Origin of the sequence: Echinicola sp. 20G (assembly GCF_015533855.1) — a bacterium.
Taxonomy (GTDB): Bacteria; Bacteroidota; Bacteroidia; order Cytophagales; family Cyclobacteriaceae; genus Echinicola.
The window spans coordinates 1190951-1209174 of record NZ_AP024154.1; the positions used below are offsets into that span (position 1 = coordinate 1190951).

The following is an 18224-nucleotide window of genomic DNA, read 5'->3' on the forward strand; positions in this document are numbered from 1 at the left end:
ATTTTATTTAACCATTACTGTTTAAATGCAGCTTTGGCTTTATCCAAAAAGTCAACAAAATTCTGTGGATCTGTGTCATAAGCCTTAGGCCTGACCAACATCTTCTCTTCATGATCCAAAATCACATAATAAGGCTGCGCATTATTATTGAATTTGGTAATTTGAAAATCCGAATTTTGTTTTCCTATGGTTTTCTTCACCTTATTATCGTAAGTTGAGGTATACCAATCTGATTCTGGCAACTCCGTCCTTTCATCCACATACAAGGCGACCATGACAAAATCATTTTTCAACCTGCTCAACACTTCAGGGTGTGACCAAACTTTTGCTTCCATCTCTCTACAATTCACACAACCGTGTCCCGTAAAATCAATGAACAAAGGTTTGTTTTCCTTTTTAGCCACGCGCAAAGCTTGATCGTAATCAAAATATCCTTGAATACCATGTGGTAAATGCAGTAAATCAGCGAATTTTGGCTCTTCCGTCATTGGCTCGGCTATACTTCCACCTCCAGAAGTTTCCCTTATCATTTTCTCCAAGTTAAAATCGTGCGTAGACATCGGTGGCAAATAACCGCTTAAAGATTTGAGTGGTGCCCCAAATAAACCCGGTACCAGATAAATCACAAAGATAAATGTACCGATGGCGAGTAAAAGTCTAGGCACGCTAAGCTTTTCCAAAATGGAATCATGCGGCAGCCTAATTTTGCCCAAGAGATAAAAGCCCATTGAGGCGAATATCACAATCCAGATGGCGATATAAATATCTCGGTCTAATAAGCCCCAGTGATAAACCTGATCGGCTGTACTGAGGAATTTGAAGGCCAAAGCCAATTCCAAAAAACCCAAAACTACCTTTACAGAGTTTAACCATCCACCAGACTTTGGAAGCCCGTTCAACCATTCAGGGAAGATTGCAAATAGCGTAAAAGGAATCGCAAAGGCCAAAGAGAAGGCAAACATTCCCATAATTGGTTTGAGGATCTCACCACCAGCCGATTCGATCAAAATCGAACCTACGATAGGCCCCGTACATGAAAATGATACCAACACCAAAGTAAAGGCCATAAAGAAAACCCCTGTAAGTCCACCCTTATCCGCTTTGGCATCCATTTTATTGACCAAGCCGCTGGGTAAGGTAATTTCAAAAAGACCCAAAAAGGCCAAAGCAAAGAAAATAAATACCAGAAAGAAAAAGAGATTGGGAACCCAATGGGTAGAAAGCCAGTTGGCAAATTCAGGGCCCTGAATGGCAGCAACAATAGTTCCTGCCAAAGTATAAATTACGATAATGCTCAATCCATAAATAAAAGCATTTCTGATACCTTGTGACCTCGACTTGCTCCTTCCCGTAAAGAAAGTAACCGTCATAGGGATCATTGGAAACACACAGGGAGTCAATAAAGCCGCCAAGCCGCCCAAAAAAGCTGCAATAACAAATGGTAGCATCGATGTAGCATCTCCTTGCTTTCCCTCCGGATCCAAATCAACCTCCGGAACCTCGGTCACCTGCTTGTCAGCAGATTTCTCCTGAACTTCAGCATCATTGGACAAAGAAGTCTGGGCGGTATCCACCTCTTGCTCCACAGAGGGAGCGATCACTTCACTTTTTTTTTCAGTTTCTTGAGCAGAAACTGCCTCATCTACATCTTCAGAAGTGGCAACTTCATTTTTTTTTTCTACTGTTTTCGTTTCGTTCTTTATGGCTGCATTGATATTCTTGCTGAAATCTTCTTCATATGGAACGCACTGACCAGTAACATCAGAGCACATTTGATAGGACATCACTCCCACAATTTTAACAGCTGTCTCTGTGATCTTAACTTTCTGTCTAAATTCAGCTTTGCCGGTAAAATAGCTTACCTCACCTTCCCAGATCTCATCCATCTTTCTCTTTGGCTTGATCGGGGTGAGTCCTCCAACTTTTTCAAAACCAGAAGATCCTTCCAAACTCAATTCTGTAATCATTGGGCCTAAATCCGGATCAAAATCGTTGGAGTAGACATACCAATTTTCCGGAATCTCTGCCTTGAAAATCAGCTCGATTTCATCACCTACAAATGGGGCTTCTTTGGAAAGGGACATTTGCCACTTTGGTGGCTCGATCAATTGTGCAAATGTTGAAAAACTCAAAAGACACAACAAAGCGACAATCGGGAAGGACGTTTTAATGCTATTCATAAATATTCAATACGAATTATCTGTATGAAAAGGTATTAATGCAGACTAAAGTTCCTGAAAACATTCAAATTACCCTAATAGATATAATCAGAACAGACGAAACAATAGGGTAAAAACATTAAGTTTTAATGCCTTTACCCTAATTATAAATGATTTATTAATTCAACTGCTACTTAGAAAGTTGTTTAAACTCTTTAAAGAACTGCACAATGGTTTCAATGCCCAAGAAGTAGTTCTTCACCCCATAATGTTCATTTGGAGAATGGATCGCATCGGTATCCAAGCCAAAACCTAACAATATTGGGTCAAGCCCTAACTCTTCCTGGAATAGTGAAGTAATCGGAACAGATCCACCTTCTCGGGTCGGGATTGCTTGCTTACCAAACACAGCAGAAACAGCCGCTTCAGCCGCTTTGTATCCCACTGATGATGTAGGAACTACAGCTGGCTTACCTCCATGATGAGGAGTGACTTTCACTTTTACCGAGTCAGGAGCCAAAGATTCAAAATGCTTTTGGAACAATTCTGAAATCTCGTGATGATTTTGATGGGGAACCAATCTCATTGAAATTTTAGCATAAGCTTTTGATGGAAGCACTGTTTTGGCTCCTTCACCTATATAGCCTCCCCAAATACCATTTACATCCAAGGTAGGCCTGATCCCAGTGCGCTCCAAAGTGGTAAATCCAGCTTCTCCCTCTACTGACTTAATATCCAGTTTACGCTTATAATCATCTAGGTCAAAAGGGGCTTCATTGAGTTTCTTCCTGTACTCAGCTGAAAGTTCTTCCACCTTATCATAAAAACCAGGAATAGTAATTTTTCTGTCCTCATCCTGTAGTTGGGCAATCATCTTACACAGGATATTAATAGGATTGGCGACTGCGCCACCATAGGTCCCACTGTGTAGGTCACGATTAGGACCGGTCACCTCCACTTGCATATATGCCAGTCCTCTCAGACCAACAGTTACAGAAGGTGTATCCAGCGAAATCATGCTGGTATCAGAAATAAGAACCACATCGGCCTTTAACTTTTCCTTATTGGCTTTGATAAAGTTCTCTAGGTTATCTGATCCGACTTCCTCTTCCCCTTCTATCATAAACTTCACATTACAGGCCAATTCCCCTTCAGCCATCATGGCTTCAAAGGCTTTGACATGCATGTAAAACTGCCCTTTATCATCCGCTGATCCACGAGCAAAAATAGCCCCTTCAGGGTGCATTTCCGTCTTTTTAATTACCGGTTCAAAAGGAGCAGAATCCCAAAGTTCATATGGGTCAGCAGGCTGTACATCATAATGTCCATACACCAAAATGGTAGGCAAAGAAGCATCAATGATCTTTTCTCCATACACCACTGGGTAGCCTGGGGTTTGACAAATCTCTACTTGATCAGCACCGGCTTCCACCAAGCGCTCTTTCACATAATCAGCCGCCTTGAACACCTCTTCTTTGAATTTCGGGTCTGCACTGACAGATGGTATTCTGAGTAGGTCCAAAAGCTCATTGAGAAACTTTTCCTGATTTTGCTGGATATAATCTTTCGATGCCATATTTGGGATTTTTGATTGAAAATGTGAAAGTCCAAAATTACATTTTTAATAGAGGAATTCCACAAAACAATCCAATTTCCAGCAACTTCCATCGGAATTCACTATTTCTTCCAGTCCAGCTGCGGCCAACTCAGTTTATAACGCACAGCAACCAGTCTTATCACCACCACCAAAAGAAAAGAGATGATCAAATTGACATTTCTTTCCACTCCAAAATTAAAAAGGACAATAAAGAGAATCGCTCCCGCCAGACAGGCTGAGGCATAAACTTCCTTTCTCATCAAAATAGGGGTGTCATTGGTGAGCATATCCCGAATCACCCCGCCCATCACGGCAGAAAACATTCCCATCATCGCGGCTATTTCAGGAGCCACTCCCATACTCAGTGCCTTTTCAGCTCCCAATACAGAAAACAAGGCAATCCCTAAAGTATCAAACAAGAACAAGGTCTTCCTCAATTTTGACATGGCTTTAAAGAAAAGTATGGCTGTAAGGATCCCTCCAAAAATAGCATACAAATAGCGAACATCATTGATCCAAACCAGTGGGTAACTATCCAAAAGCACATCCCTGAGCGTTCCCCCTCCGATGGCCGTTATAAAACCTGTGAAGCCAGCTCCAAACACATCATGCTCCCTATCCTTCACCGCTAATGCGCCTGAGACAGCAAAAAAAAAGGTTCCGACCAAATCAAAAATGAACAGTAAATCCATGCCTATTAAATTGAATTATGCTGTGTAAATATAATTAGAATCGTGCTGCAGATTTTAAGGGTTGCCGAAATGTTTCAATGGCGCTTATCCTTTTTAAAGATGAAAACCCCCATGGCTCTTTGACCATGAACCAAAACAGACTTGGGGTTTTCCAAATAACTTAGCTGATGCCGCTCTACCACCGTTTCCAAAAGTTTTTCAGTCAATAAAAATCGGCTTGATCCATCCGGCAAGTTATAAACCCCGTCCCCTATCATCTCGGATTTTTTTTCCATTTCTCCAAAACCTGTGGTCATTCTCAAGAATAAAATTCCCCCTGGCTCCAAAACACGAAGCATCTCATCAAACATCTGGTGAAAGTGGTCAGTATTCTTTGCAAAATGCAAAACAGCAGAACTGATGATTGCCTGAAAAGCCCCTTGATGAAAGGGTAAATCTTCTACTGGAGCCACTTGAAATCTCAGCAGGTCGTATCGAGGCTGCAGAGAACGGGCATAAGTTCGAGCCATCTGAATGGCATTAGGGTTCTGATCTACCCCAAAAACCTGATAATTTTCTTGGAGCAAGTAAATCAGGTTCCTTCCCTCTCCACAGCCAGCATCCAAAATACGCATGTCTTTAGTAAACCTGCCTTTCAGAATTTGATCCAAGAGATAGATATCAATATTTCCTAGCAACTTATTGAGAGAAGAAACATTCATAGATTCAATTGTTTAAGCGTGGCATGGGTCAACTCCCTGCCTGTTTCAATGATTTCCTTGGCGCGATAAAACTCAAATGTTCCGCATTGCTTTCTGGACATTTGGACCACAGCATCAACTGGATGGTTCTGCAAAATATAATCAGAAAGTCTGTCCTGCATCATTTCAAATGATAGGTTCATCAAATCCAGAAAACTGGGACTTTTGGGCTTTTCTTTCCTTTCCTGTGGAAAGTATTTGCTCATTTTGGATTTATACTCTGTCACCCAAGCTGGCACTGTAATAAATGACTTAGCTGATTTTTCTTCCGGTGCTTCTTTCACCAAACAGGAAATAGGCGCATTGACATCCGAAGCAATGACCAAATCACTTTTATAGTTCTTGGCCAAGCTTAAAGGGATAGGGTTCAAAACCGCTCCATCCACATACTCTCCTTCCCCAATGACATAAGGCTTAATGACCGTAGGAATGGCTGCGGAAGCTCTGATTGCTTGGAATAAGCTCCCACTATCAAACGTAGTCTCTTCCCCTGTCAAAATGTTTACGGCGTTGCACGAAAACGGAATAGGCAAGTTCTCGATCAGGTCATCCCCTACCAAGGACTCCACCGCCTGAAAAACCTTGTTGCCTTTAATGAACCCTCGGGTGGACAAAGTAAAATCCATCAAAGCAAAAACATCTATCCGATCCAAATTACAGATCCAATCTCTGTAAAGATCCAATTTACCCTTGGCATATAGACCACCAATCAAAGCCCCCATGGAACAGCCTGCGATGGCATTGATTTTATAGTCCTGCTCTTCCAAGGCCTGGATCACTCCGATATGGGCCAAGCCTCGGGCTCCACCAGATGAAAGTACTAAAGAAACTGTCTTTTGAGGCATGATAATTTTCTAAGAATACCTTACATTCATGTCAAAATAATTAACGAATCCAAAGTTATAAATTATGCCAGACTACAACCCTTTTCATCTAGCTTTTCCCGTTAAAAACATAGAAGATACCCGAGCCTTCTATCAAGGAGTTTTAGGTTGTGAAATTGGAAGAAGTACGGACAAATGGATAGATTTTAACTTTTTTGGACATCAGCTGTCAGCGCATGTAAAGCCAGATGAATTGAGCAAGGCACTGGCCAATGAAGTAGATGGAAAGCAAGTACCTGTCCGGCATTTTGGTGCGGTATTGCCATGGGAAGAATGGCATGATTTGGCCGAAAAGCTAAAAGCAAACGGTATGGATTTTATCATTGAACCAGGAATCAGGTTTGAAGGACAAGTGGGAGAGCAGGCCACCATGTTCTTTCTTGATCCAAGTGGTAATGCTTTGGAGTTTAAATCTTTTAAAGACCCCAGTCAGATTTTTGCAAAATAGAAAGAGGGGTTTTAACAACAGTCAGGGACACACTCGCCTACCCCTTCTTCAATTAGCTATAATTATAGTTCTATCCTTAGTCCCTCAGCATGGCTCTTTTGAGCCGCCTCTATCACTTTGAGGGTCATGATGGCATCTTTCGCTTTTACTGCCAACTTTGCCTCACCCCGAATGGTCTTGGCAATATTCTCATAATAGGCCAAGTAATTGCCATCAAGTGTTGGGTAAGCAAATGATTCACCTTCCAAAAATACTTTACCATAGGATTCTTCAGACTCAACGCCCCAGCCTGAACTTCCTGGCAGAATCCCTTCTTTAAAGGCTGCCTCTTGAACATCCAAGCCATATTTACTGTAACTACCTTTGTCACCCAAAACCAGGAACTTTGGAAGAGGGGCATTCATCAGGATGCTGGCACTCAGCCGAACTTTCAGCCCTGGATACATCAAGGTCAAGTCAAAGAAGTCATCCGCGGCCACACCGTCCCGTTGCTTCAAAATCTCAGCATAAACCCAATCCGGTTTACCGAATAGCAACAATGCCTGATCAATAAGATGAGCGCCCAAATCATAGAGTATTCCACTGCCAGGTACTTCCTTTTCACGCCAATTGTCATTGGGGACTGGCCTAAAGCGATCAAAATGAGACTCAAAATGTACAATCCTGCCTAAAGTGCCTTCCTCGATCAGTTGCTGTACGGTTTGGAAATCACCATCCCACCTCCTGTTTTGGAATGGAGATAATAAAAGCCCCTTTTCTTTTGCCAGTTCGTCCAAATGCTCAGCATCTGTAGAAGTAACGGTTATTGGCTTATCTACTACCACATGTTTTCCCGCTTCCAAGGCCATTTTGGCTTGGGAATAATGGTATTCATTGGGAGTACAGATCACCACCAACTCCACATCTGAAGAGGTCAACATTTCTTCCAAACTTTTATAAACGGTGACCTGTGGATATTTTTCTTTGGAATATGAGTGATTTCTCTCAACAACAGCTGTAAGATCCAAAAGTCCCTGTTGATGGATAAGCGGGGCATGCATGGTCTGGGCTACTCTTCCAAAACCAACAAGCCCAGTTTTAATAGGTTTTGTCATCTATAATTTCATTTCAATGGCTTTCTTCATCAGCTCAATCGCAGTATTGACGCCCAGCTTGTGGTGGATGTTCTTACGATGTGTCTCAACCGTATACACACTCAAAAAAAGTTCATCAGCGATGGCTTGGTTATTATGGCCTTCTTTAATCAAAGATAAAATCTGCAATTCTCTTCTCGAAAGCTTAAATTTCTGTTTGTAGGCATCATAATACTGATCTTCATCTACCTGCTTCAGTACTCGCTCAAAATGCATAACATGATGGCCATCGACAACTTCTCTAATGGTATAGATCAGCTCATCTGGATCAGCATCTTTCAATACATAGCCATCAACACCTTGTTTTTGGCATTTTTTAAAAATATCCTCATCATCGTACATGGAAAGTACAATTACCTTGACCTTGATCTTTTCCTTATTGATTTGTTGAATGGCTCCCAATCCGTCGAGACCAGGCATATTCATATCCGTCAAGACCACATCAACTTCATTCTTTTTCAAGAAGTCCACCAATTCCCGCCCATTGGTAAAAATATCCAATACCTGCATATCCTCTTCATCTTGTAAGAGGTTAGCTATGCCCTTGGCAAACATTTTATGATCATCAGCTAATACTAGGCGAATCATCTTTTTGTATAAAATTGGTAAAACATGATACTTTTAAAAGTATCAAAAATGTCAATCCAACGAATATCTTTAAATTTTCAATGGATATGAAAGCACAGTAAGGATAAAATCCATTTCCTGAGAAAAATCATTTTCTCAAAAAAGCTCAAGAATAATGATTATAATTAGAAATTACTCAAAACCGCAAATGAAGAGGCTTAATTCGTTAAGTTCTTGCTAAATCGCATTATTAAGGGTGTTTCTCACTACTAATTTAATAGTAATCTAGGCAAAGGGCAATAAAAGTTTGATTTCTGTGCCCACATTTATTTTTGAAAAAAGCTCTAAGTCACCACCAATCGTTTCAATTCTCGACTTTAAATTATGAAGTCCCATTCCTTTGGACTTGTCCTTTACATCGAAACCCTTACCATCGTCTTTGATCATTAGCTCCAAGATGTCGTTCTTCAACTGTAGGGAAACTGTAATGAGATTGGGCTCCGCATGCTTCATGGTGTTATTTAGGCATTCCTGAATGATCCGGATCAACACCAGTTTCTTATCTTTCTCCAGTTCCAACTCATCAATGTTGCTTTCAAACTTAGTCTTACAAAACCCTGAACTTTCAATCTTCAGGAGTTCCTGTTTGATAAAGTCAAATAGCTTCACCTCCTTCACCCAGTCCAAATTCAACCGCTTGGAAAGCGCCCTTACCTCCTTAATCGCTTGATTGATCAACCTCTTACCCTCTGAGAAATTTTCTGGATCAGGATTATTTAACGTAAGCTTGGTCAATGAAAGAATTTGTCCCACATTATCGTGCAACTCTTGCCCAATAAAGGACAGGGTCTGTTCTTGAATCTCCTTCTCCACGCCCAAAATTGTCCTTTCATACTCTGCCTTCATATGATCCATCTTCTGCCGATTGCGGATTTGTTGCTGGCGATGAAAAAGTACCATCGCTACAATAAAACCACACATTACCAGAGTAATCAATACCCCTGAAGTAATTAAAAATACAAATTGAGCTGGATCAGATGGCATATCGCAAGCTTAAGTGGTAAAATACTTTCCTTGAAACACCCTCGGAGCATAAAATGCTGCTCCCATTACTAGATAAGTTACCCCTGCTAACAACCGATTAAGGTCAAATAAGGATACTACCAATGCTTGATAATCTGCCTTTAATAAAAATGAAAAACTGGCCCAAATCAAGAACGTACTGGAATAGTAAAAAAACAACACAGTAATGATCCAGAAATAGGGGATGGATAAGAGATTGGAATTGATATAGTCATTTCTATTAAAGACCTTGTAATAAAAAGATATGCTAAACAGTATGATCAATAAACTATCATATATTAGAATATAATGTTGAAAAATGCTGGTAAAAGGTTGAAAAAAAATGGAATTAATCGTCCCAAAAAGAAGTAATAATACGATGGAAATATTGATCCTTTTCTTCATTAAGTTGGATCTGAAAACCATCTTAAAAAAAATAAGATAAAGAATAATAATCAGGTATATCCCAAAAAAATTATAGACAATATGGTTGTTTCCATTTTCACTATAATTTTTAACTATTTCTGACAAATACTCCTGAATAAACACGATTGCAAGCACAGAAAAAATTAATATGTTGGCCTTTTTGTATTGCCTGTCAGTTTTAAAAATTAAAGCTGACAGGCTTACCAATGCTCCCACCAATATGGCAATCAGGTATAAATTAAAAGTCATTTCTGCTATTATTGATAAAGAGCCAAAATACTGATTTTAACAAGTTGGAGGACACATATTTCCATAATTATAAGCATCTTCTTCTTCGTCATCACCATCTCCTTCATCTTCCTCAGTCATTAGACTCATCCTATCGACAGAGGAAACGCCCAACTCTACAAAGCTCTGATCACCTTCTTTATCCGTAGGTACCATCGCCAAAGTCAATCTGCCCACGTACTCTTCTCCCAAAGTGCTTTCAAAACTATCATCATATTCTCCAAAGTAGAACTTGATTCCACCTTTTTCTGCATCTGTTTTGGCTAAGACTTCCTCTATTTCCTTTCTACTGAACCAGATCCATTCGGTTTGATCCTTAATTTCCTTGCCTTTTTTGTTAACTCCTGGATAGCCTTTTTTTATTTCCTTCTCGTACTTCTTTCTAAGTTTCTTAAACTGATTTTTACTAAGTTTTTTGTTCTCTTTGCTCATCGCTTAAATGTTTAGGTGAATTATTATTTATGGCGTGGCAGTTAAAGTTGGCTTACCTCTTACTATAATTCTTTTCTAGAAACAGGTATGGTGTATAAAAGGAGAGCCCAAATGAAAGGTACATGATCCCAGCCATTGCCCGATTCAGCCCCATCCAAGGTTTCAGAAGAGCATAATCTATGGAAGGGTTCCAATGATAGACCCCAAATAAAATTAACGCCTCCACATAAAAGAAAATAATACCCGTTACAATCCAGAAGTGAGGAACTGCTACTATGTTAGCATCTGCATAAATCCTTAACTTCAGCACCTGATAGAGAAACCTCACGGACAAAAACAAAATAAAAAGACCAAATGGAATCATGCTGTATAACTGGAAAACCTTATCTATTGGCTGAATAAATATCGAATTTATCCCCCCCCAAAGATATAGCCCCATTAAAGCTAAATTGATCTTCTGCTTTGCTTCCTTTTTGACCTCAAGCAGTTTCAAATAAGACACTAACAAGAATGATTGCAGATAAGTACCACAGATATTATACAACATAACATTGTTTATACCTCTACTCCCTGTAAATGCACCTGCTGCTTCCAAGAAAAGCACAAATGCTAAGGTAAGTAATAAAATCTTATGCGTATTCTTGTATGCTGGTTTTTGGTAGAAATAATAGATGACGCTCCCGATTAAGCTACTCAGGATAACGCCCAAATATGCTGTTTGACTCATAAATACTCCTTTACACGTATTTAGTTTTTACACTTTGACAGTGCAAAATTGACTTTTTCTAATACGGCAAGATAGTAGGTTTGAGTAGGAAGAAAAATACCGTGATTCGGGTATTTTCAGTAACTGAGGTTTGAATTTGAAACCCTATAGAACACCTCCCAATTATGTTGCAACACCTAAAACCTCAATAAATTGATATTGCATTTTCAAAAATCAAAAAAGGGGCTCTCCCATTGGAGAGCCCCTTCTTAACATGTAGTTATTTCAATCAAGCCAATTTTTTGGCCTCTTCTTTCTCTTGTTCGATTTCTTTCTTCATCAAATCCACTACGATAGGTGTAGCGATATAAATGGATGAATAAGTACCAATCAACACACCAATAAACAAGGCAAAAGAGAAACCTCTCAATACCTCGCCACCAAAGATTAGCAATACAATCACCACAATCAAAGTAGTGAATGAAGTAATCAAGGTTCTGGCCATCGTTTGGTTGATAGCATCATTGAACATTTTCACCAATTTAGAAGTCCCTCTATTGGTCACATTCTCCCTGATACGGTCAAATACAATTACGGTATCGTTAATAGAGTAACCTATCACCGTCAATACCGCCGCTATAAATACTTGGTCGATTTCGAATGTTGCGCCAAATGCACTGGCAATCGCAAATGCCGCCACTACAAACAAAGTATCGTGGATCAATGCAATGATAGATGCCAATGAATATTGCCACTTACGGAACCTCAATAAGATGTAAAGGAAAATCGCCACCAAAGCAAAGAACATCGCTTCCATAGATGAATTCTTGATATCATCAGCTACGGTAGCTCCTACTTTAGAAGAACCAGTGATCGCAAATGAACTGTCACTCAATTGAGTGGCATCATCTACATAAGCCAGTCCAGTTACTTCTGCAATACCTTCTCTAACTTTAGTTTCCACTTCGCTATTGGCTTCATCGGAATCTTCGTTGATCAAGTAAGAAGTTGTTACTTTAATGACATTATTGGATCCGTATGTTTTGGCTTCTACAGAACCATCAAAGGCTTTATCCAAACCAGTTTTCAAGTCAGAAGGAACCACAGGCTGGTTGAATTCAACAATGTATGAGCGACCTCCAGTAAAGTCAACACCGAATTTCAAGCCATTGATTGCAGCAAATGCCAAACCTACAATGATAATCCCTGAAGAGATCAAGTAAGCTACTTTTCTCTTGCCTAGGAAATCAATGTTAAGGTTGCTGAATAAGTTCTTAGAGAATGGCGTAGCAAAAGAAATTTTGCTTTGTTCACCTTTCTTGCTCAACCAATACACAATTACTCTTGTGATAAATACCGCTGAGAAGAATGAAGAAGCAATACCAATCATCAATACAATTGCAAAACCTTTTACAGGTCCCTGACCCAATGCATATAGAATGGCTCCAGTTAGGAATGTAGTAACGTTGGAGTCAAGGATGGCACTGAATGCTTTGTTATAACCACTGTTGATAGCTTGTAACAAACCAGCACCGGCAGCCAACTCTTCTTTGATCCTTTCAAAGATCAATACGTTTGCATCAATGGACATACCAATGGTCAATACGATACCTGCAATACCTGGTAAAGTAAGTGCGGTACCCAATTGCGCCAAGATCCCCAAGATAAAGAAGATGTTGAAGATCAATGCTGCAGTAGCCACAAAACCACCTTTGGCATAGTAAGCGATCATAAACAATACTACAATCGCCAAACCAGCAACCATAGAGTTAACACCTTGTGCCTGAGCCTCTTTACCCAAAGTTGGGCCGATAATGGCTTCTTCTACAATTTTGGTCGGAGCAGGAAGTGTACCTGATTTCAAGATATTTGCCAAATCTTTGGCTTCTTCCATGGTAAAGTTACCCGTAATCTCTGATTGACCATTTGGAATCTCACCAATAATATTAGGAGCAGTATACACATAGTTGTCCAATACTACGGCGATTCTTCTTCCGATATTCTCAGAAGTCATTTTTCTCCATTTTCTGGCACCATCAGCATTCATGCTCATGCTCACAGCAGGGTTAGAAGACTGATCCAACACTTGCTTGGCATCGGTGATCACATCACCTTCCAATGGAGCTTGATCTGTTCCTCTTGGTGTTTCGATTGCATGAAGTTCAAGTAGTTCAAGATCGTCTGCTTCACGAGGCTTCACTGACCACATAAAGGTCAGATCTCTTGGGATCAAAGATTTGATATCATCTCTCTTAAGAATTCTATTGATGGCAATCGTATCTTTTACTTCATATACTAAACCATAATTGGCTTTCAATAGAGAGAATAAAGGAGACACCTCAGAAGAAAGAGAGTCAGCACCCTCTCCACCATCTGCCAATTGACGCTCTAGGTCAGTCAAAGTAGAATCAGCTTCCACCACTTCACCTTCTTCGGTTGTAGTTTCCACAGTTCCTTTTTTCGCTCTTGCTTCAGCTACTAAGGCTGAGTTGATACTCTGCAATACACCTTGGTATTCGTTGATCTCAGCAACTCTCCAGAATTGTAGCTTAGCGACTCCTTGCAATAAATTTCTTACACGCTCTTGGTTATCCACACCTGGCAATTCAATCTGGATTCTACCAGTACCTTGAATACGTTGGATATTAGGCTGGGAAGTACCAAAACGGTCAATACGAGTTCTTAGGATATTGAAAGAACGCTCGATGGCATTTTCAATTTCATTATCGATGATCTCAAGAATTTCACTATCAGAAGACTCTAGAGAGATTCTTCCTCTATTGGCAGCAGTAGCATAAATGGTGTTCAACTGCTTGTCACCTGATTTGTCTTTCCAAGAAGTGTAAAACAAGTCCACAAACTTTTCATTGGAAGTTTTGGATTGCTCTTCAGCTTCTTCCACAGCTGCATTGAATGCTTCATTTTGGCTGTTTCCTGCCAAACCTTTCACAATCTCCACTGGCGAAACGGCCAATGTCACGTGCATACCACCTTGAAGGTCTAGACCTAATCCTAGTTCAGTTTCCTTAACTTCTTTGAATGTATATTCTAGGCCAAGGAAGTTATAAACAGGCTCTCTCCAGATGGAGTCGAGGTATGATTGTTTTTTGGCATAATCTAAATTGCCACTTCCATCTGTTGCATAGGCAACTGCGTCCTTTTGGACATTACTTGATACGTAGGTAAATGACAGATAATACAAGCATAAAGCCGTAACCACCACTGTCAAGAACACAATGATCCCTTTGTTTTGCATGGTTTACTTAAATAAATATAATTTGTTGATTGATTACAATTGTAGAAACCTGGCTTTAAGCCAAGCTGGAGATGATAGAAAAGTGGAATTAATTACGGTGCATTTGGAGCTATGATCCGCTCCAAGAGAACTTCTAAAAAATGACTTGGATATTTGGCCATTGAGGCCTGTGGTCTGACGATTTGCTCCTCAAAACCCACAATTTCATAAATCAATTGCATGGTGTTTTCTGCCACCAAGCTAGCAAAAGGGACCACTACCGCATCAGTAGCTACATCCAAAAAAGTCTGATGATCCTGATCTTGATCATCATTATGATCGTGAACTTGCTCGGTCAAGTCACAATCATCATCTTGCAGGTTGATAAAAGAATGTGAATTAGAAATCAAAAAGCAGCATAAAGCCACCAAAAGGACTGTCATCCTTTGGTGCAATAAGTTCTGTTGTCTGCTTTTCCTATTCATAGAAAGCAAATGTAGGTATTTTTTAAAACAAAAGCATTTTTTTGAAAAAAAATCCACCCTAACACAATAAAAGCTGCACTTCCCTACACATCAAGCATTTATATTGAATGCAAAGTTAAACCTTGATAATAATATTCTTTTTCCACATCAAATAGGCAGGAATAAACAGGATGACCATCATCAGTAAAGCTCCACCCAAAGAAGCATTTTTAGGTTCTAGCCAGCCATTAAAAAGTACTTCCTGCAAAAAGAATTTCAGACTGACCATTTCTCCATTCAAGTTGAGCTTGATCAATCCAAATAACTTTGCTATGATACCTGAAAGAAAGAATACGGTAATGGCATTCATCCCATAGATCACAAATGGCAGTGACCATTTTTGCCAACCTTTTACATCCAAAATCCAGTAACATAATGCCAAACCTAAAAATGCCCATCCGGCAGTGTAGAGCACAAAAGAGCTTGTCCAAAGGGCCTTATTCAGTGGAAAAACAAATGACCAAAGGTAACCACCTATTAACAATGCTAGGCCCCAGGTTACCCACTGTTTTAGTCTTGCACCATGTTCAGAGCTCCCCGTAAGTACTTTTCCACAGAAGATTCCCAACAAACAGGTTACAATGGCAGGCAAAGTGGAAAAGAGTCCCTCAGGATCCCAGGTTTTGGTTTGAGACCACATGTGTCCCATTAGAATTTGCTGATCGATCCAAGCTGCCAAATTCGTTCCCGCTTCCAAGTTTGCCTCTCCAATTCCCGGTACTGGAATCACCGTCATACAGATCCAATATAAAACCAATATAGCCGCGCCTGTTGCCAGAGTAGTTCTGGGAGATAGGTAGAGATACATCAAAGTACTGATGAAATAAACCACCCCTATGCGCTGTAAAACACCGGGAAAGCGCAAGTTGGCCAAATCAAAGTAGGGAAATGCAGTGAGTAGAAGTCCAAGTCCAATCAATTTCAGCGACCTGATGAAGGCCTTTTTCACAAGCTGTTGCTTCTCTGCACCTTTCTTTAATTGCCCCCCTAGTGAAAGCTCAACAGCCACACCAACGATAAAAAGGAAAAATGGGAATATCAAATCAGTGGGTGTGCATCCGTGCCATTTGGCATGTAATAAAGGCGGGTAAACCGCAGACCAAGAACCTGGGTTGTTGACCAAAATCATCGCAAAGATGGTAATGCCGCGAAACACATCCAACGAAAGTATTCTCTTTTTAGACATAAAAAAAACGATTAGTAGCTACTAATCGTCAAGATATTAATTAAATAATGATTAATTACCAGAAAATTTAATTTATGTTTTGATCCAACTCGATCGCGGCATCCAGAATTAACTTTACCACATTATAATAAAAATCTTGGTCCACCTTTTCGAAGGTATCCGAATCCTTATGATAATCGGCATGGTCTTCTACGCCAAAGTAAACAAAAGGAATCTTTTCAGCATGAAAAGCTGCATGATCAGAAGCACTTGTCCAATCATCATGTCCAGAGCCTGGTAAGTCATGGCCAAACATCAGCTTCACCTTTGACTTCTTGGCAGCTGCTTCCAAGTGAGATTTTAATTGGGGATAATGATGTGTCCCCGAAACATAGATTTCGTTCTTATCGCTTCTGCTGACCATGTCCATATTGATGTTCAAAGTCACTTGTTCCAAAGGAAAAGGAAAATCACGAACCAAAGCTTTGGCACCTTGAAGTCCCCTTTCTTCCGCATCCAATGCAGCAAATATCATAGAATGCTGAGGATGGTTTTGAGAAAAATAGGCTGCCATTGCCAATAAGGCAGCAGTGCCGGAAGCATTATCATCAGCACCATTGTAAATTTTCCCATCACGCTCTCCCAAATGGTCGTAATGCGCAGTAACCACTATAATTTTTTCACTTTCCACACCTGGGATAAAACCAACTATATTGGCCGCATTTTCCACCTTTTTATCTTTTCCGAAATCAAACAGCTGGGTATAGTCCTCATATTGACTGGTCAACCCTAGTGCCTTGAAGCGTTCTTTGATCAGTTGCTGCGCTTTCTTACTGCCTTCACTGAGCACAGCTCTCCCCTTTAATTCATCCGAAGCAAGGTATTTGAAATCCTGCATCAGTTGTGCCCTGTCTATTTCCTGAGCAGACAGTAAGCTTGAAGAAGCAATGAAAAGTATTAAAATGAGGATTTTTGGCGTTCTCATGGGATTAACAGTTGATATGCATGAAGTATATCGGTGAAAATACTAATTTAGTCTTTCGGAACGATCAATTATCTATGAAATATATTTCGGCCTTATTTTTCACCCTGTTGCTGTCATTTCAAACATTCGGCCAAAGTCAATTACCAGATCACTTTTTAAATGGCAAAGCCATAGTGCTGATCTCTTGTGCCCCTGATGCCAGGCCCATCATGGAATGGAAAGAAATCGCTGAAACCATCCACCCGGCCTTAGTGGAAACAGGGGGGGACCCAATTGCCTATTATGAATTGGAGGAAGTGATTTTATCCGAGGAAATCCAAGCTGCCTATGCCAAAAACTTTGAGCAAAGAATGGTCAGAAATATTGTCACTATTACCCGCAAAAGTTCCGGGGATTTCTTTGTCAACATCATGGAATTTTCTGGAAATGGTAATTTGATCAAAGCCGGAAACCATTGGTCATTGAATGCTTCAGCGATAAGTGTACTCAATGAAAACCTTATAGCTGCTGGCAAAGGACTACGTTCAAAAAACCTGATGGCTCTCGATGTTCCAGCCTTCTTGCCTCCCTTGGTAGGAGGTGGTGAAAGCAGCAGCAGCCCATCAGGAAACCAAGGGCCAAGCCTACCTGCTTCAACAAGGTTCATTGCCAAAAACCCTCTCAACCTGGATGTCTTCAAATTAGGCATTCCTTTATCAGGAGCTTCTGGTGAAGCCGCTTTATTGACCCAGTTTCGCTATGACTTGTTAGGAAAATCTTCTGACCAGATCCTCGCCGCACAAAGGGCTGAAAAAGCAAGTTTGGAAAACATTTTGAAAGAATATTATCCTTATGAAACGGTTTTTCTAACAGAAATCCGATCCGCTGATGCCCTAATCAAAGACCGGATCCAATTTGTATTGATGCGAGTGGAAGGCAGGGAAGCTGACTTGATGGAAAGTATGAGCTTGAATTCCACAAACATTGACGATCCAAATAGGATTGTTGTTAAATATTATATCAAATTTTTGGTCAGAAATGAATTATACACGGGCCCCGTTTGGGATGCTGACCCTGATGGAAAAACAGCTTTGATCAATTTCTTAAAAAATCTCAACCAGGAACAATAAACCTTTTTTTAAGTACAAAAGTCCCCAAAAGGCAAGCCATTTGGGGACTTTATCTTTAAGCTTTTAAGGAAG

17 protein-coding genes are annotated in these 18224 nt (G+C 40.2%); 2 read left to right on the forward strand and 15 right to left on the reverse strand.

Features of this window, described 5'->3' with window-relative positions; all coding sequences use genetic code 11:
* Positions 1 to 14: 14 nt before the first annotated feature.
* The 5 genes from JL001_RS05225 to JL001_RS05245 form a co-directional block, all read right to left on the reverse strand.
* A complete protein-coding gene (locus JL001_RS05225) occupies positions 15 to 2180 on the reverse strand; it encodes a cytochrome c biogenesis protein CcdA (RefSeq protein WP_200975091.1) in 2166 nt (721 codons plus the stop codon).
* 169 nt (positions 2181 to 2349) lie between these two features.
* Positions 2350 to 3735: a dipeptidase gene (locus JL001_RS05230; protein ID WP_200975092.1), complete on the reverse strand. Its 1386-nt coding sequence runs from the start codon at positions 3733 to 3735 to the stop codon at positions 2350 to 2352.
* A gap of 101 nt (positions 3736 to 3836) precedes the next feature.
* A complete protein-coding gene (locus JL001_RS05235) occupies positions 3837 to 4448 on the reverse strand; it encodes a trimeric intracellular cation channel family protein (protein WP_192009615.1) in 612 nt (203 codons plus the stop codon).
* Positions 4449 to 4522: 74 nt separating this feature from the next.
* The gene (locus JL001_RS05240; protein ID WP_200975093.1) at positions 4523 to 5149 is read right to left on the reverse strand and encodes a bifunctional 2-polyprenyl-6-hydroxyphenol methylase/3-demethylubiquinol 3-O-methyltransferase UbiG; all 627 of its coding nucleotides are present in this window, start codon (positions 5147 to 5149) and stop codon (positions 4523 to 4525) included.
* A complete protein-coding gene (locus JL001_RS05245; protein ID WP_200975094.1) occupies positions 5146 to 6033 on the reverse strand; it encodes a patatin-like phospholipase family protein in 888 nt (295 codons plus the stop codon). Before JL001_RS05245 ends, JL001_RS05240 begins: the two co-directional genes overlap by 4 nt.
* Before the next feature lie 64 nt (positions 6034 to 6097).
* Here JL001_RS05245 and JL001_RS05250 point away from each other — a divergent pair, with 64 nt between their 5' ends.
* Positions 6098 to 6520, forward strand: coding sequence for a VOC family protein (locus JL001_RS05250; protein ID WP_200975095.1), 423 nt, complete (start codon positions 6098 to 6100; stop codon positions 6518 to 6520).
* 62 nt (positions 6521 to 6582) lie between these two features.
* Here JL001_RS05250 and JL001_RS05255 read toward each other — a convergent pair whose 3' ends face one another.
* The 10 genes from JL001_RS05255 to JL001_RS05300 all read right to left on the reverse strand — a co-directional run bounded on the left by JL001_RS05255 (position 6583) and on the right by JL001_RS05300 (position 17043).
* Complete coding sequence (locus JL001_RS05255) at positions 6583 to 7614, reverse strand: oxidoreductase (protein WP_200975096.1); 1032 nt, start codon at positions 7612 to 7614, stop codon at positions 6583 to 6585.
* The gene (locus JL001_RS05260) at positions 7615 to 8241 is read right to left on the reverse strand and encodes a response regulator transcription factor (RefSeq protein ID WP_200975097.1); all 627 of its coding nucleotides are present in this window, start codon (positions 8239 to 8241) and stop codon (positions 7615 to 7617) included.
* 264 nt (positions 8242 to 8505) lie between these two features.
* Positions 8506 to 9264, reverse strand: a complete 759-nt coding sequence (locus JL001_RS05265) for a sensor histidine kinase (RefSeq protein ID WP_200975098.1) — start codon at positions 9262 to 9264, stop codon at positions 8506 to 8508.
* Between the two features lie 9 nt (positions 9265 to 9273).
* Positions 9274 to 9957, reverse strand: a complete 684-nt coding sequence (locus JL001_RS05270) for a hypothetical protein (RefSeq protein WP_200975099.1) — start codon at positions 9955 to 9957, stop codon at positions 9274 to 9276.
* Positions 9958 to 9993: 36 nt separating this feature from the next.
* Positions 9994 to 10428, reverse strand: coding sequence for a hypothetical protein (locus tag JL001_RS05275; RefSeq protein ID WP_200975100.1), 435 nt, complete (start codon positions 10426 to 10428; stop codon positions 9994 to 9996).
* A 52-nt stretch (positions 10429 to 10480) separates the two neighbouring features.
* The gene (locus JL001_RS05280) at positions 10481 to 11155 is read right to left on the reverse strand and encodes a hypothetical protein (RefSeq protein ID WP_200975101.1); all 675 of its coding nucleotides are present in this window, start codon (positions 11153 to 11155) and stop codon (positions 10481 to 10483) included.
* A gap of 268 nt (positions 11156 to 11423) precedes the next feature.
* The gene (gene secDF / locus JL001_RS05285) at positions 11424 to 14390 is read right to left on the reverse strand and encodes a protein translocase subunit SecDF (RefSeq protein WP_200975102.1); all 2967 of its coding nucleotides are present in this window, start codon (positions 14388 to 14390) and stop codon (positions 11424 to 11426) included.
* A gap of 92 nt (positions 14391 to 14482) precedes the next feature.
* Positions 14483 to 14854, reverse strand: coding sequence for a hypothetical protein (locus JL001_RS05290; RefSeq protein WP_236252721.1), 372 nt, complete (start codon positions 14852 to 14854; stop codon positions 14483 to 14485).
* Between the two features lie 115 nt (positions 14855 to 14969).
* Positions 14970 to 16079, reverse strand: a complete 1110-nt coding sequence (locus JL001_RS05295; RefSeq protein ID WP_200975104.1) for an acyltransferase family protein — start codon at positions 16077 to 16079, stop codon at positions 14970 to 14972.
* Positions 16080 to 16146: 67 nt separating this feature from the next.
* Positions 16147 to 17043: a M20/M25/M40 family metallo-hydrolase gene (locus JL001_RS05300; RefSeq protein ID WP_200975105.1), complete on the reverse strand. Its 897-nt coding sequence runs from the start codon at positions 17041 to 17043 to the stop codon at positions 16147 to 16149.
* Between the two features lie 74 nt (positions 17044 to 17117).
* On the opposite strand from JL001_RS05300, the gene JL001_RS05305 reads away from it, so the two are divergent.
* On the forward strand, positions 17118 to 18152 hold the full coding sequence (locus JL001_RS05305) for an NTPase (RefSeq protein WP_200975106.1): 1035 nt from the start codon (positions 17118 to 17120) through the stop codon (positions 18150 to 18152).
* Positions 18153 to 18224 lie beyond the last annotated feature (72 nt).